Annotated in this window: 15 protein-coding genes and 1 pseudogene; 8 read left to right on the forward strand and 8 right to left on the reverse strand. The window is 69.9% G+C overall.

Annotated elements, in window-relative coordinates:
* Positions 1–91 precede the first annotated feature (91 nt).
* Together ADK52_RS31680 and ADK52_RS31685 are read left to right on the forward strand one after the other, a co-directional pair.
* On the forward strand, positions 92–2,044 hold the full coding sequence (locus ADK52_RS31680; RefSeq protein ID WP_078988752.1) for an RICIN domain-containing protein: 1,953 nt from the start codon (positions 92–94) through the stop codon (positions 2,042–2,044).
* Between the two features lie 60 nt (positions 2,045–2,104).
* Complete coding sequence (locus ADK52_RS31685) at positions 2,105–3,046, forward strand: hypothetical protein (protein WP_053693307.1); 942 nt, start codon at positions 2,105–2,107, stop codon at positions 3,044–3,046.
* Positions 3,047–3,205: 159 nt separating this feature from the next.
* Here the strand turns inward: ADK52_RS31685 and ADK52_RS31690 are convergent, their stop codons facing one another.
* From ADK52_RS31690 to ADK52_RS42645, 5 genes are all read right to left on the reverse strand, one after another.
* Positions 3,206–4,153, reverse strand: coding sequence for an ornithine cyclodeaminase family protein (locus tag ADK52_RS31690; RefSeq protein WP_053693308.1), 948 nt, complete (start codon positions 4,151–4,153; stop codon positions 3,206–3,208).
* Positions 4,150–5,283 (reverse strand): aminotransferase class I/II-fold pyridoxal phosphate-dependent enzyme, encoded by a 1,134-nt coding sequence (locus ADK52_RS31695; RefSeq protein ID WP_053693309.1) that lies wholly within the window; start codon positions 5,281–5,283, stop codon positions 4,150–4,152. Before ADK52_RS31695 ends, ADK52_RS31690 begins: the two co-directional genes overlap by 4 nt.
* A gap of 6 nt (positions 5,284–5,289) precedes the next feature.
* Positions 5,290–5,934, reverse strand: a complete 645-nt coding sequence (locus ADK52_RS31700) for a helix-turn-helix transcriptional regulator (protein ID WP_053693310.1) — start codon at positions 5,932–5,934, stop codon at positions 5,290–5,292.
* 903 nt (positions 5,935–6,837) lie between these two features.
* A complete protein-coding gene (locus ADK52_RS42640; RefSeq protein WP_147420111.1) occupies positions 6,838–7,146 on the reverse strand; it encodes a hypothetical protein in 309 nt (102 codons plus the stop codon).
* A gap of 389 nt (positions 7,147–7,535) precedes the next feature.
* Positions 7,536–7,769 carry a hypothetical protein gene (locus ADK52_RS42645; protein ID WP_119097234.1) on the reverse strand — a complete coding sequence of 78 codons (234 nt, stop codon included), beginning with the start codon at positions 7,767–7,769 and terminating at the stop codon, positions 7,536–7,538.
* Between the two features lie 137 nt (positions 7,770–7,906).
* Here ADK52_RS42645 and ADK52_RS31710 point away from each other — a divergent pair, with 137 nt between their 5' ends.
* Complete coding sequence (locus tag ADK52_RS31710) at positions 7,907–8,107, forward strand: hypothetical protein (RefSeq protein ID WP_053693312.1); 201 nt, start codon at positions 7,907–7,909, stop codon at positions 8,105–8,107.
* Positions 8,108–8,312: 205 nt separating this feature from the next.
* Here the strand turns inward: ADK52_RS31710 and ADK52_RS31715 are convergent, their stop codons facing one another.
* Both ADK52_RS31715 and ADK52_RS31720 read right to left on the reverse strand, forming a co-directional pair.
* Positions 8,313–8,618, reverse strand: coding sequence for an HU family DNA-binding protein (locus tag ADK52_RS31715; RefSeq protein ID WP_053693313.1), 306 nt, complete (start codon positions 8,616–8,618; stop codon positions 8,313–8,315).
* A 124-nt stretch (positions 8,619–8,742) separates the two neighbouring features.
* Positions 8,743–9,015 (reverse strand): HU family DNA-binding protein, encoded by a 273-nt coding sequence (locus tag ADK52_RS31720; RefSeq protein ID WP_053693314.1) that lies wholly within the window; start codon positions 9,013–9,015, stop codon positions 8,743–8,745.
* A 416-nt stretch (positions 9,016–9,431) separates the two neighbouring features.
* On the opposite strand from ADK52_RS31720, the pseudogene ADK52_RS31725 reads away from it, so the two are divergent.
* A pseudogene (locus ADK52_RS31725) lies at positions 9,432–10,199 on the forward strand (transposase).
* Here the strand turns inward: ADK52_RS31725 and ADK52_RS31730 are convergent.
* The gene (locus ADK52_RS31730; protein ID WP_053693315.1) at positions 10,189–10,470 is read right to left on the reverse strand and encodes a hypothetical protein; all 282 of its coding nucleotides are present in this window, start codon (positions 10,468–10,470) and stop codon (positions 10,189–10,191) included. The pseudogene ADK52_RS31725 and the gene ADK52_RS31730 overlap by 11 nt on opposite strands.
* Before the next feature lie 648 nt (positions 10,471–11,118).
* On the opposite strand from ADK52_RS31730, the gene ADK52_RS31735 reads away from it, so the two are divergent.
* The 4 genes from ADK52_RS31735 (at position 11,119) to ADK52_RS31750 (ending at position 14,960) form a co-directional block, all read left to right on the forward strand.
* The gene (locus tag ADK52_RS31735) at positions 11,119–12,180 is read left to right on the forward strand and encodes a zinc-dependent alcohol dehydrogenase (protein WP_053693316.1); all 1,062 of its coding nucleotides are present in this window, start codon (positions 11,119–11,121) and stop codon (positions 12,178–12,180) included.
* Positions 12,177–13,121 carry an ROK family protein gene (locus ADK52_RS31740; RefSeq protein ID WP_053693317.1) on the forward strand — a complete coding sequence of 315 codons (945 nt, stop codon included), beginning with the start codon at positions 12,177–12,179 and terminating at the stop codon, positions 13,119–13,121. Before ADK52_RS31735 ends, ADK52_RS31740 begins: the two co-directional genes overlap by 4 nt.
* A gap of 31 nt (positions 13,122–13,152) precedes the next feature.
* Positions 13,153–14,154, forward strand: a complete 1,002-nt coding sequence (locus tag ADK52_RS31745) for a phosphotransferase (RefSeq protein WP_053693318.1) — start codon at positions 13,153–13,155, stop codon at positions 14,152–14,154.
* Positions 14,155–14,432: 278 nt separating this feature from the next.
* On the forward strand, positions 14,433–14,960 hold the full coding sequence (locus ADK52_RS31750; RefSeq protein ID WP_053693319.1) for an intradiol ring-cleavage dioxygenase: 528 nt from the start codon (positions 14,433–14,435) through the stop codon (positions 14,958–14,960).
* The last annotated feature ends 78 nt before the right edge of the window (positions 14,961–15,038 follow it).

Consider the following 15,038-nt stretch of genomic DNA (forward strand, 5'->3'; position numbering starts at 1 on the left):
CACGCGCAGAAATGTTGGTTCCTGTGCACATGGGGAGCGGGACTCCCCTGTGCCGGGTACCGGCGTGCGCGCGGTGACATCAAGGATCTGCATGCGAAGAGTGAGATCCGTCCTCGTCGGCCTGAGCCTGCTCCTCCCCGTTCTCGGCGGAGCGCCGACGGGGCTGGCGGCGCCCGTCACCACCGAGCCCGGCACCCAGTTCCCGGACAGTGCGGGGCAAGGGGTGCAGGCTCACGGCGGCGGCGTACTCAAAGTCGACGACTACTACTACTGGTTCGGCGAGGACCGCGGCGACGACAACAAGTTCCGCTACGTCTCGGCGTACCGCTCCAAGGACCTGAAGAACTGGGAGCCCCGCGGCCACGTCCTGACACAGGAGGCGGATCCCGAGATCCGTTCCGCCGTGATCGAGCGGCCCAAGGTCCTCTACAACGAGAAGACCAAACAGTTCGTCATGTGGATGCACAAGGAGGCGGACGACTCCTACGCCGAGGCCCGCGCCGCCGTAGCGGTCTCCCCCACGATTGACGGCCCCTACACGTGGAAGGGATCCTTCCGCCCGAAGGACGCCTCCGGCGCCGCATACATGTCCCGCGACATCACCGTGTACGAGGACAAGGCCGCCGGCAAGGCCTACATGATCTCCTCCGCCAACTACAACGCCGATCTGCACATCTACGAACTCACCGACGACTACACGCAGGTGAAGGACCTGGTGGCCAACCCCTGGCCGGGCCAGAACCGCGAGTCACCGGCACTCTTCAAGCGCGGTGACGTCTACTTCATGCTCACCTCCGGGACCAGCTACTGGGACCCCAACCAGCAGAAGTACGCCACCGCCACCAGCCTGGCGGGACCGTGGTCGCCCATGAAGGACGTCGGAAGCCACGACGGCCACCACTCCCAGACGGCGTTCGTCCTGCCCGTGGAAGGCAGCGACACCACCTCCTTCCTCTACATGGGAGACCGCTGGGCAGGCGTGTGGTCCGACCCCAAACACGTCAACGACTCCACGTACGTGTGGCTCCCACTGGCGTTCCCCACGGCCACGACCATGGTCCTCCCGTGGTACCCCCAGGTCTCGATCGACACCGCGACGGGCCGGATATCCGGCTCCGGAGGCGATCCCCAGACGATCACCAACAAGGGGAACGGCGCCTGCGCCACCGTGCCCGGCAGCTCCTCGGACAACCAGGTGCCGGTGACCCAGGAAACCTGCGCCGGCACCCTGAACGGCCAGTGGCGGTTCACCGACAACAGCAACGGCTTCGTACGTGTCCTCGCCCAGCACAGCGGCAAGTGCCTGGACGTCGCGGACAAGTCGACCGCCGACGGCGCCGAGGTGGAGCAGTACGACTGCGGCTGGGGGGACAACCAGCGCTGGCGCTTCGAGACCCTCCCCGACGGGTACGTGCGCATCGTCGCCAAGCACAGCAGCAAATGCCTTGCCGTCCGCGGCGGATCCACCACGGCCGGCGCCCACATCGTCCAGTCGGCATGCGACGGCTCGCCCGCTCAGGCCTGGAAGGTCTCCGCCGCCGGTCCGGTCGATCCCACCCATCCCACCGACCCGACCGACCCGCCTGCTCCCGGTTCTGCCGAGCGGCAGCTCACCACCTCGGTCGGAGCCGGCGTACTGACCATGGCCACCACGGCGGAACCCGTCCGGCTCCCCCCTGTCGACTTCGGCACCGGCGGCACTTCGGCCGGACAGCTGGGCACCGTCACCGTGAAGGACTTCCGCGGCGGCACGGCCGGCTGGTCCCTCACCGGCAAGGTCACCGACTTCGCCGGTCCGCGCGGGAAGATCGAGGCCAACCGGCTGACGTGGACTCCCCTCTGCTCCACCCGGAGCGACAGCCCCAGTACGTGCGCTGCGGGCAGCCCGGGCGTCGTAGGCAAAGACGGCGCGACCCTGGCCTCCGCCGCCGCCGGTGACGTGACGGGCGGAGAGTTCGCCGCCGACGCCACCGTGTCCCTCGACATCCCGAAGTACACCCCCGTCGGCAGCTACTCCGGCGTCCTCTCCCTCACCCTCCTCTGACAGCGCCCGCGGGCCGGACACCACGCGTCCGGCCCGCGCCGCCCGGAAAGCTGACGAGTCATGCGCACCGCCTTCGTTGCCCTGTTCCTTCTCCTGCTGACGACCCTTTCCCCCACACCGGCCGGGGCGGCGGACAACGGCGAGTGGTCGGTCAGGCCCGCGGACTCCACGATCACGCCGCGGGCCGCCTTCGAACTTCCGGCACAGCCCGGCACGACGCTCACCGACCGCGCGGTCGTCACCAACACCACGACGGCAGCACTGACGTTCCGCCTCTACGTCGCCGACGCCCACAACACGGAACGCGACGGCGGACTGGCCGTACGCGGCATCGATGAGACCCAGCGGGACGTCGGCACCTGGGGAAAACCCGAGCTGGACACCGTCACGGTGCCGGCCCGTTCGGCAGTGACGGTCGGCGTCACCCTCACCGTCCCCCGTGACGCCTCGCCCGGCGACCACGTGGGCGCCCTCGTCGCGGTCGACACCCGCGTGCGGCCTGCCGACGGCTCCCACCTCGGCGTCCAGCGCGGAGTCGGGGCCAGGATCTATCTGCGCGTCGAAGGGCCGCGACAACCCGGCCTGGCCGTGGAGGACGTACGGTTCACGGCGCGGAGCCCGCAGATACCGTGGTCCGGCACCCGCGAATCGACCGTTGCCTACACCCTGCACAACACGGGTAACGTCAAGCTCGCCCCTCGGGTCTCCCTCCGCGTCAGCGGTGTCGTCGTGGGAGGGCCCGGCGAACGGCGGCTCGCGAACGTACCGGCCGAGCTGCTCCCGGGGCAGAAGGTCAGGCTCACCGAGACCTGGGCGGGTGCCCCCATCGCGGGCTGGGGCCGGCTCACCGTCACGGCGAGCGCGGACGACGTCCGCGGTTCGGGAACCGACGGCTTCCTGAAGGTCCCGTGGCTCTTCGCGGTATGCCTGGCGCTCCTGTCGGCCGCCTGGTTGCTGCTCCGCCGCCGGCGCATGGCCGCCCGCGCGGCAAGGTGCTCGTAGAAGCCGGTCCACTGCCCATCGGTGGCGACACCGGCAGGTTCCGGGGTGCTGTGGGTGTCGGTGGCCGTTTCGATGTCGGTGCCGGCGTGCATGGCGGGGTCTTGGCGGTGGGGGGTGTAAGCGCTGTCGGCGATGCTTCGCCGGTCCGGGCCGCGGTTGTTACCGCAGGAGGTGGTCGAGGATGGCCGAGGCGAGTGCCGCGTCGAGGGCGCCCACACCGGTGAGATCGGCGACCGTGATCGCCGTCTCGGGGCGGTCGGGGGGCGTTTCGAGAAGCCGGCCGACCGCGATGTCGCTGTCGGGGGCGACGGCCCCGGCGCGGACGGCATGGCCGAAGTCGCCGTGGTCGAGGCACTGGGCGTGGTCGTCGGTCGCGATGAGCTGCGCACGGGCGAAGAGCGCCGGTGGCAGCTCGTTCTTGTGCGGCATGTCCGTGCCGATGCCGGTCACGTGGGTGCCCTCGGGGACGTCGGCGGCGTTCAGGACGGGTGCTGTCGCCGGTGTGGTGGTGATGACCATGTCGGCGCCGGCAGTCTGCTGTGCGGAAGCGGGCCGGGCTGGGAGGCCGTTCTTGTGGAGTTCCTCGCACAGGGCTGCTGCGTTGTGCAGGTTGCGGCCGTGGACAAATATCTGGCTGATGGTGCGGAGTTTGGCCAGCCAGACGGCTTGGAGGAGGGCCTGCTCCCCGGTTCCGAAGAGGCCCAGGGTGAGGGCCGTGGGCCGGGCCATGGCGTGGGTGACCAGTGCTCCTGCGGCAGCGGTGCGCCAGGCGGTCAGCATGCCGCGGTCGTCGAGGATGGCGCGTATCTGTCCGGTGCGGGCGCTGATGACGCAGACCAGGCCGTGGTTGGAGCGGAGGCCGAGACCGTGGTTGCCGTAGAAGCCGGTCGCGATCTTGACGGTGAAGTCGGTGGCGCCGGTGATCCAGCCGGCTTTTACATGGCAGTCCCCTTTGGCTTCGGGGAAGTCCATGTGCAGGGGCGGCGGGACGCTGGTGCGGCCTTCGGCGTGGGCGATGAGAGCGTCACGGACGGTGCCCAGGACCATCTGGGGGGTGGCGGCCTTCTCGATGGGGCCCGTGTTGAAGACGGGCAGGGTCGTCGTCATCGGCCCGTTCGCATCCACGAGGCGAAGGCGGCCAGGCCTTCTTCCGGGTTGCGGCGGCCGATGCCGATGCGGAACCGGTCGGTGGGGGTGGCCGTGAGTTCGGAGTGGTAGATGCTGGCGGGCAGCAGCAGGACACCTGCTTCCTCCACCAGACGGGTGCAGAAGTCCTCCACCCCGTCAGCGCCGAGGTAGCGGGGGTAGGCGACGCACCCTCCGTCCGGGGCCTGCCATGCGAAGTCGTCCGGGAACTCGGCGAAGAACGCCTCGAACGCCGGCAGGTTCGCCGCGACGAGCGCACGGTTGCGGCGCAGGATCGGCTCGCGGGCCTTGAGCGCGATACGGGCCAGGACCTCGCTGGGCGCGGAGTTGCAGATGGTGGTGTAGTGCTTGGCCCGCTCCAGGCGCGAGAGCAGCTCGCGGTCGCGGCAGGTGATCCAGCCGATCCGGAGGCCGGGCAGCCCCAGGGACTTCGACATCACGTTCAACGACAAGGCGCGTTCGGAGAGATCGGTGGCCTGCGGGAGGATGCGGGCCGGGTCCCGTTCCAGGCCGCGGTAGACCTCGTCGCTGAACAAGCGGATGCCGCGCTCGTCGCACAGGCGGGCCAGCGCGGCGAACTCGGCCGCGTCGATGACCTTGCCGGTGGGGTTGTTGGGGAAGTTCACCGAGACGAGGCGGGTATTGGGTCGTATGGCCGCCGCCACCTCGTCGAGGTCCAGGGCCCAGTCCCGCTCGGGGTCGAGGGCTACGCCGGTGACCTCGCACAGTGCCAGCGGCACGGTCTCGGCGGCCTGGTAGTTCGGCGTCACCACCACGGCGTGGTCCCCGGCGTCGAGCAGGACGTTCATCGCCAGGTAGAGGGCTTCCTCGGCCCCCGCGAAGCAGAGGACGTCATCGGCGTCGGCGTGCTCGTAGGTCTGTGCGATCACTTCGCGCAGGGCGCTGTCACCGAACGTCTCGGTATAGCCCAGGGACAGGTTCTCGAAGGCGTCGCGGTCCTTGTCGTCGGCCAGGGAGAGGAGCTCGCCCAGCGTCATGGTCTGGACATCGGAGGCGGTCAGGTGGTGGCGGGCGGTGAACTCCCACCGCGAGAAGTACGTTTCCAGACGGAAGTCGGGCAGCCGGGTCATGGTGCATCAGTCCTTTGCGCTCGGTGCTCGGAGCTCGGCCAGCAGGCCGTAGACAGTGGAACGGGACACCCGCAGGGCTCCGGCGACGACCGGGGCGGCGCGGCGCACCGCGAACACCCGGGCCTCATCCAGCCGGCCGAGAACGGCCAGGCGGTCCTGGCGGGTCATGCGTTCGACGGGGCGCCCCGTCTCACGGACGTAGCTTCCGATGATGTGCTGGATGCGCTCGGACCAGTCCTGCTCGAACAACGGCTCCGGCCGCTGCACCGTGGGGGCGCCGAAAGCGGACAGGACCGCGGCGGCCTGTTCCAGCGGGGTTCGGTCGAGATTGATGCACAGCACCGCCGACGGCCGGCCCTGCTCATCCCGCAGAACCGAGCTGACCGATGTCAGCCGACGGCCGTCGACGAGCAGCTTCTCGTACGGCCCGAACACATCCTGTGCCGACGGTTCGAGATCGTCCAGCTCGCCGAGCAGCGAAGGATCGCCCGGGCCCCGGGCCGTCATCGGGTTCCAGATCTCCAGAACCCGATCGGTCCGCGGATCGTGCAGGACGACCTCGGCGTACGGACCGAGCAGCAGTGCCACCGCCTGGCACACCGGCCCCCACATCCGAATACGAGGGTCCCGGCCCTCTTCCACTTCACCCATACCTGGACTGTACGTCCAGACTGGACAGAAAGTCCATACGCATTTGGGACGACACCCCGGACACCGATCCCCCACCCCAGACGGCCAGCACCAGCACAGCCGGCAGGCCCACACAGGCAGAGCATCGGGAAGGAGAACCTGGGCACGGCCCGGTTTTCACCCGCGCGGCTGATCGAGCGGAGCATCGGAGGCGGCCGACTGCCGACGCCGAGGGCGGGCGCTGCGTCCGGTGCGACGGCGAGATCCTCGGCCACGCGCTGGCCCCCGACGACCTACTGGAGTTCCCGCGGCGCGCCGGCCTGGACCCCGACGACGTCCACCTGGAGGGATCCGCTCCTGATCGAGTGGCGCGGCGGCAGACCGGCCGTCTGGAGCCCGGATCCCGGCGAGGAGTGATCAGCGGGCCGCCACCCGGAGAAGGGGAGCGCGCACCAGAGGAGCCGCGTGCTTGGACGCCGGACCGGTTGATTGGGCGGATGGGCGGATGGGCGGATGGGCGGATGGGCGGATGGGCGGCCCGGTGCTACTGCCGCCAGAGCGCTCTGGTCACCGGGCCTCGCCCGCGCACGCCCAATCGACGCGGACGGAACCGACCACAGCCACGGCCACCCACCGCTCGGCATCGGAAGCACGGCGTTCGGAATCCTGGGTGACATGCACGCGCGAGGGTCGACGACCCGGCGCTGACACCCGCCACTGCCAACCGCAGCCGCGCCCGTCCCTCATCCCCACACCTCCCACGCGCAGCAGCCCCGGCGTCGAAGCCGCCGAGGACCAAGAGCCGGGGGCCGGATGGGAGAGGCCGGTCCCGGCGGCGTCGTGACGGGCCGTTGGAACCACGCGGGCGGCCTCTCGCGAGCATGGGCCCGCGAGAGCGCCGACAGCCCGATGGTGGGAGCTGGCCTACGCGCAGCGGCCGCTCGTGTACAGGGTCAGCCAGTCGTCCGAGGTTCCGTCGGCCGGCTTCCTGTCGGGGACGTCTTCGTACCAGGTGGCGTCAGCAGAAGCGGTGCAGGAGGTGGCCGGGCTCTGCAGAATGAGGTTCCCGTCGATGCGGAGATCGTCCCCGCTTGCGATGGATCCGCTGCCGCTCGGAGCGCACAGCATCCGGGTGGAACCGTCCAGGACGCAGCTGCCCACCCAGGCGCCGCTGGTGCCCTTGACCAGGGTGAGGGAGGAGCCCTCCTCGGTGAGGAAACCGGCCCCGTTCAAGGCGCTGACCTGAAGGCGCCAGCCCGTGCTGTAACTGCATGGGCCCTGGCCGCACGAGACCACAGGCGTCCACGCGTAGTTCGAGCCCGGCGTGAGAGTGTCGGTAGTGGAAGCGAAGTACCAGTTGCCGCTCGCCGCAGACGCCGCCTGGGAGCACACCAACACCGCAGCGGACACCGCCAAGACCGCCGCGGCCGTGCGCCGGGTCAACTTGATCCTTTTGAACATCACTGTCCTCATCTCTCGGGTGACAGGGCCTCATCCAGGCACCCCTCAAACGCCGGTGGGGGCACACCGGCCATGCCCTCAGCAGCACATACGGGCGCACGAGACCGAACCCGCCGGACACCGGGGCGGGTGTACGGGGCCGGGCCCCAGGGGAACGACCTCTAGGCGAACTCGTTGCCTGACCCTTGGAGGTCTGCGACTGGGGTGATCACGTTGCCGATCCCGTTGTTCACCGAGTCACCGAAGCTCTGAGCGTTGAAGTTGAACGACTCGTCCCGTGAGACGCTCCCGATGTTGCCGCGGCTGTCACCCTGACTGGCCATCGCGGTTCCCGTGAACGACAGGGCGGCCCCCGCGAGGGCAAGAGCAGCAAGTACGCGCTTGGTGTTGTTCATGCCCAGCCAACGATCTTGAATCCCGGCGGGTTACGTCCGGACCGGGCAGATCCGGCCCGGTACGCGATCCGGAGCGTCATCCATCCGAGAGGCACAGCGGGGCCGTCAGAGCTAGTCTCCGGCCCTGCTGCGGCACGATGACGCCATGCGCCGCCGGCCCCCATCGAACCTACTGGACTGACGACGGCGGATACCCGGTCGGCAAGAGCAAGGGCGGCCCCGGTCAGACCTGGACCCTCACCGCCGGGAAGCCCACCACGCAGACCCAGACCGACCCGGTCAAGGCCATCGCACTCACCGGCCTGTTCGGCCCTATCGCCAGCCTCATCGGCAGCTGACACCCCGACAACACCCGGCCCCAGCAGCGGAGCTGACGGGCACTGGGCGGCGTGTGCCGGGCCGGTCGGTGAGCCGGGTGCATCTCAGGCCTGGGCATCTGCTGCGGACGCGGGGGGAGCGGCCGACCCTCCAGAACCGGGTCCACTCCGCTCCCCCACCCCAGATCCCGGTCACCCGCGGGTAGTGCGGGAGACCGGGGATGTTTCACGCGGTCTTGACCTTCCGGGCCAGCCTCGCGGGCGCGTTCACACTCTCCCTGAGGTTCTTGCCCGGCTTGAACGCAACGGTGTTGCTCGCCTCGATCGCCACCGGGGCGCCCGTCTGAGGGTTCTTCGCCGTACGCGCGCCCCGGTGGCGCTTCTCGAAAGTACCGAACCCGACCAGGGTCACAGTGTCCTTATCGAGCGCCACCGTGATCGCGTCCAGGATCCCCTGGTGGACCTGGCTCGCCTTCTCCGTGGTGAGGCCACAGTGGCTGGCGATGACCGCGCTCAACTCCGACTTGTTCATACTTTCCGCCTTCTCTCTCGAACCGGCCACTGCCGGGAACCCACACTCCGTCCTCACAAGGTGAGGCCGGATCTGTATGCCGCGCACTTCACGCCGTGGGGCCAATGACCCCACCACCGCGAGCTCAGTTGACGGCGGCCTTCAAGCCCTTGCCCGCCTTGAACCCCGGAACCTTCGCCGCGGAAATCTTGATCGCCTTACCGGTCTGTGGATTCCGCCCCGTCCGCTCGGCACGCTCCTTGACACTGAACGTGCCAAACCCCACCAGCACCACGTCATCCCCCTGCTTCAACGCACCCATAATCGACTCGGTCCAGGCATCCACCGCCTTACCGGCCTCCGCCTTGGCAATATCGGCACTGGCCGCAACCGCGTCGATCAGCTCACTCTTGTTCATGACCCTCGCACCTACCTCATGCCACCGGACCAGCGATCGCCGGTCACCCCACCATCCTCACGGCACCACACCCCAATCCGGCGGATTTCAGCCCAAAGACACCCCCTGCCCGTCACCCCGGCTCTCGCCTCCCCACCCCCGCGCCTTCCGGCTCCGCGTCCAGGACCAAGGACACACTCGTCGCCTACCGCGCGTTCGAGGACGACGTACTGATCTCATCGGCTGGTGGCCTCCGTGGCGGGAACAGCCCCTGCTTCCCAGCGTCGGGCCTCTGCCGGAACGTCCGCGGTCCGCGCACGTACCGCCGCGAAATCGGGTGCAACAGTTCCTGGACGAGTCGCCGTCAGAGCTGAGAGGGCTGTTCTCAGCTAAAGGTTGTCCCGTAACTGCTGGCGTGGTTCCGCGTTGATGCCGTCATGGGCGGGGTGATCTCGGCGAGCGATCCGATGTGGATCGAGCCGTTCTCAGGACTGAGCGAGTCGCAGTTCCGCAAGCTGGTCGCGTTGGTCCGCCGACGGGGTGGTGACGTTTAGCGCGGCCGGCCGTGGCGGCTCGGCCTGGACGACCGGGTGCTGCTTGTGGCCACCTACTGGCGGACCAACCTGACGTTGCGGCAGGTTGCGCCGCTGTTCGGGATTTCGAAGTCCGCCGCGGACCGGGTGCTGGACCACCTCGCGCCGTTGCTGGCGATCTCACCCGCACGCCGTCCGCGGCGGGACACCGTGCTGATCGTCGACGGTACCCTCGTGCCGACCCGGGACCGGACGATCGCAGCCTCCAGCAAGAACTACCGCTACTCCACCAACCAGCAGGTCGTGATCGACGCCAACAGTCGACTCGTGGTCGCGGTCGGCCTGCCGCTGCCCGGCAACCGCAACGACTGCCGAGCCTTCACCGAGTCTGGCGTCGACCGCGCCTGCCGGGACGCACCGGTCCTGGCCGACGGCGGCTGCCAGGGCACCGGGGCACTCATCCCGCACCGACGCCGTCGCGGCCAGGAACACCTCACCCCCGAGCAGGAAGCCGACAACGCCGTCCACCGCAGAGCCCGCGCCCGGGTCGAACACGTCTTCTCGCTGATGAAGAACTGGAAGATCCTCCGCGACTGCCGCCTACGCGGAACCGGGGTGCACCACGCCATGCTCGGCGTCGCCCGGCTCCACAACCTCGCACTCAGCGGATGAGCTGGTCCCACCTCACCGTGAACTCCTCGCGTCCGTCCAGTGTCGTGACGCCGTGCGGCGAGGTGGAGACCGTCACGACCCCGTCCCCGGCCGTCGCCTCGGCGTCGCCCTGGACCACGCACGCCACCGTGACCTCGACGGGGTAGTCGGAATCGGGGGTCAGCTCACCGAACTGCGCGAACATCGCGCACTTGTCGATCAGCGACCAGGGCTGTCCCGCAGCATCGATGAACCGCACCTCGACGATGCCGGGGAACGGCTCGTCGTCCACCCACCGCACAGCTTCACAGCGCAGCTCAGGCACTCAGGCTCCCCCTCCCAGACTCGCTCCAGCGCGGCAACGACCGCCAGTATGCCCGAGGCCAACACCGACTTACGGGACAGCCTTTAGGACTGGTGAGGAATCGACCGGTCATGTGAGCGTACGTGTTGCGGGCAGGCCGCAGATCTAGGTCGACCACCATCGCCGCCTTGAGGACTCCGTCGCGCCGAACGGACCACACCCGCTCGCGCCGGTAGGCCCCCAACGAACTCGACCCGCCGCGGCGGTCCGCAATTTTCGCCCACAGCACTGTGCCCTCGTCCGAGAAGATTCAGGCCAGGTCGCCGGCGACCGGCAGCGCAGGCCCGGCTCCGCCCCGATCAACTGCCGTCAGCCCGTATGCCGCACCAGGGACACCAAGAGCGGCCGCGGCTACCCCGCGATCCGTCCGCTGATTCGAGCCGAAGTCCCCATGACAAGGTGCCCGTCGCCCCGCCCGGAAGGCCGTAGCCACTGAATGGCTCAGAGGCGTCGTGTCCGTCCGCGTTCGGCTGCGCTAGCGTCGCCCTCCCAACACCATGGGGAGGTCTCGTGCGCGCTCTCGTCTATCTGGGTCCAGGCACCGCCGAACTGCAGGACCGACCCACCACACGCGTCGTGAACGGTGATGACGTCGTGGTGGAGATCGTGGGTACGGGGGTCTGCGGTACGGATCGCAAGATCCTGCTCGGGCGGTTCCCGGCCCGGCCTGGCGTGGTGCTCGGACACGAGTCGGTGGGCGTGGTGCGGGAGACCGGGCCGCAGGTGCGAACGGTCGGGGTGGGCGACAGGGTGGTGGTCAACCCGACGCTGTACTGCGGCTGGTGCACTCCATGCCGCCGGGGAGCGACCAACTTCTGCCGTCACAAGGCCGGGACCGAGGTCGGCGTCGACCGGGACGGTACGTACGCGGAGTCCGTGACCTTGCCGGAGCGTTTCGTCGAGCGGGTTCCCGCCGGGCTGTCCTTCCGCAGTGCGGTCCTGATCGAGCCGCTTGCGTGCGTCCTGAGCAACGTCCGGGCCGCGTCCGTCACCTTCGACGACACCGTGGTGGTGCTCGGCGCGGGCCCGATCGGAATGCTGACCGCATGGGTGGCCGCCCGCCAGGCACGCCGGGTCACGGTCGCCGAACCGGACGGCTATCGGCTGGAGCGGGCCCGCGAACAGTTCGCGCACGTGGTGGACGTGGCCGGAGCGGACACGGCCGAGGCCGTGGTGAAAGCATCGGGTGGCGAGCGTCCCTCCGTCGTATTCGACACCACGGGCACCGGCCTGGACGCGGCGCTGCGTCTGATCGACGACGGCGGCCGGATCGTGGTGATGGGCTTCGACGACACCTACACCGTGCCCCTGCGCCCGCTCCAGCTCACGAACCGGGGCATCCAGCTGATCGGCGCCGGGGACTACCGGGCGGATATCTTCCCGGTCGCCGTGGACCTGGCCGCCGAACTCGGCGACCCGCGGCGGCCCGGCAGCGGCCCCGTACCGGTCCTGGAGCGGCTGGTGACGCACGAGTTCCCGCTCGAACGGTACGCGGAGGCCTTCACCGCGCTCGGCGGCCTCACCCCGGGCGACGGGGGCCATGGCACCGGACGGCCACCGCGCTACGACGCGCTCAAGGTCGTCATCCGCTCGCACTCCGGCCCGGTCGGCGCCGACGGCTGGCCGGTGGGCGCGTGAGCGCGCCGCGACTCGGCTCGATCGAGTCCGGCGGGACCAAGTTCGTCTGCCTGGTCGGCTCGGCCCCCGACCGGATCGAGGCCGAGATCCGGTTCCCGACCGGCGAGCCGGGCCCCACCCTGGCCCGGGCCATCGCCTTCTTCCAGGAGACGGCGGCCGCGAGCGGACCCTTGGACGCGATCGGCATCGCCTCCTTCGGCCCCCTCGAACTGCGCCCGGGACATGCGAGGTTCGGCCACCTCGCCGCCACGCCCAAACCCGGCTGGTCCGGGGTGGACGTCGCCGGCCCGGTCGCCGCCGCGCTGGGCGTGCCGGTGGGCATCGACACCGACGTCAACGGTGCGGCCCTCGGCGAGGGCCGCTGGGGCGCGGCGCGCGGCCTGGACACCTACGTCTACCTCACCGTCGGCACCGGCATCGGCGGCGGCGCGGTGATCGGCGGCGAGGTGGTCAGCGGCCTGGTCCACACCGAGATGGGCCACCTCGCGGTGCCCCGGATCGCGGGCGATTCCTTCCCCGGCTCCTGCCCCTTCCACGGCGACTGCTGGGAGGGGCTGGCGGGCGGCGAGGCGATGGGAGCCCGCTGGGGGACCCCGGCCGAAGAACTGACCGGCGAAACCCTGCGCGAGGCGCTGCGGCTGGAGGCGGCCTACCTCGCCGCGGGGCTGCGCAACATCGTCTACACGACAGCGCCCCAACGGATCGTGATCGGCGGTGGTGTCGCGGAACTCCCCGGGCTGTTCCCGCTTCTGCGTGCCGAACTGACCCGGACGCTGGCCGGCTACCCCGGGCTGCCCGAGCACGTGGCCGAGGACTTCGTGGTCCCGGCACTGCTCGGCCGGCTCGCCGGTCCGGCGGGCGGTCTGGTGCTGGCGGCCGGGGCGGCCGCCGCCGCACGGCCTCGGCGCGGCACTGGTCCATCGGGGGGACCGGGCGCGTGAGGGCGGCCCCGGGGCGGGCAGGCTGGGCGGTATGACGCGCCCCGATCCGGTGGGTCTCCTGGACCCGGCCACCCACGCCTGGCTGACCTGGCACGCCCTGCCCGGGGCCCGGCTGCGCGAGGTGGGCCCGCTGCCCGGCGGGTTCACCAACGACATGGCCGTGCTGACCGCCCAGCGCGCCGACGCGGTGGGCGCGGAGCGCTACGTGCTGCGCCGTTACCGGCCGAGCGGCAGCCGGGTTCCGCGCAACACCTGTGCGGTGGAGATCGCCGTCCTCGACCGGGCGGCGGCCCGTACCGTTCCGGTGACCGCGGTGGTCGCGGCCGATCCGCACGGCCGCGCCACCGGCCGCCCCACCCTGCTCTACCGGTTCGTGGACGGGACCCCGCTCAGCCAGGTGCTCGCGGACGGTCCGGTCAGCAGTGACGCGCGGGCCCTGGGCCGGGCCGTCGGTACGGTGCTGGCGCGGATCGGCCGGGTCAGGCTGCCCCGGCCGGGCGTATTCGGCGACTCGTCGCTGGTACCGGATCCGAACGGCGCGGCCCCGCTGGGCGACCTGCCCGCCTTCGTCGACCGCTGTCTGGTCACCGCAGCCGCGAACGGGCCGCTGAGCGGGACGGACTCGGCCGTACTGCGCGCCCTGGCCCGCCGCGGGCGTCGGGCACTCAACGCCGTGGCGAGCGAACGCAGCCTGGTGCACGGCGACTTCAATCCGAAGAACGTCCTGGTCAGACGGCACGCCGGGCAGTGGGCGGTGGCTGCCGTGCTCGACTGGGAGCTCGCCTTCAGCGGCTCCCCCCTCTTCGACGTCGGGAACATGCTGCGCTTCGGCCACGAGTACCCGTCAACGTTCACCACGGGCTTCGTCGAGGGTTTCCTGGGCGGGGACGGCCAACTGCCGGCGGACTGGCCGCGGCTGAGCCGAACGCTGGACCTCTTCGCGCTCGCGGACATCCTTACTGCCCCGCCCGACCCGGCCTACTTCGCCCGCGCGCGCGCCGTGCTGCACCGGTCCGCCACCGACTCGTACTGACCGGGTTCGACCGGGACTCACCGGGGCTGACCGGGGCTGACCGGGGTTCACCGCAGCCGGATCAGCGTGCCTCCGACCGCCCCTCCGCTTTCCCACCAGTCCCGTACGTTGCTCCATTCCCTGAAGACAACTGCTGTCCGTGGAGGTCTCGGAAGCCTGGCAAAAATCATCGGATAAATGGCCAGGAGGTGACACATGCCCTTCTTTTCAGCATCGGGAATGCCGGTTAGTCTGCCTGGACCGAAGCCAAATATCCTTGACTGAGGGAGCGTTCCGCCGTGGAGAACGGAAGTCCGGAAAATGTCCTCACGACGCTCACGCCGACCGTTCGCTGCAACGGAACGCCGCCCACGCCCGCGCTGCGCGAAGGGCCGTACTACAAGCCCGACACCCCCTTCAGGACCAGCTTCCGGGGCGATGTGGACGGGGGTGTCCCGATGCTGCTGCACGGCACCGTGCACACCCCCGCGGGCAAACCGATAGGCGGCACCTTGCTCGACTTCTGGCAGGTCGGGGACGCCGGTGTCTACGACGACGACGGTTTTCGGCTGCGTGGCCACCAGTTCGCGGACGCCGAGGGGCAGTGGCGACTGGAGACGGTGCTGCCCGCCGTGTACCCGGGGCGGACGCGGCACGTGCACGTGAAGGTGCAGCCGCCCGGCGGAGCCGTGCTGACGACGATGCTGTATTTCCCCGGGGAACGCCGAAACCACCTTGACAAGTATTTCCGGCCAGAATGTCTGATGGATGTGCGGGAGACACCCGAGGGCTGGGACGCCGAGTTCACTTTCGTCCTTGACGTGTGAACTCCTCCGCCCGCAGCGCACCGGCGGGAATCATTCTTTCCACTGCCCGGATATATCGATATTCGCCGTCCGGCATGT

It is taken from the genome of Streptomyces sp. WM6372 (assembly GCF_001279655.1).
GTDB lineage: Bacteria > Actinomycetota > Actinomycetes > Streptomycetales > Streptomycetaceae > Streptomyces.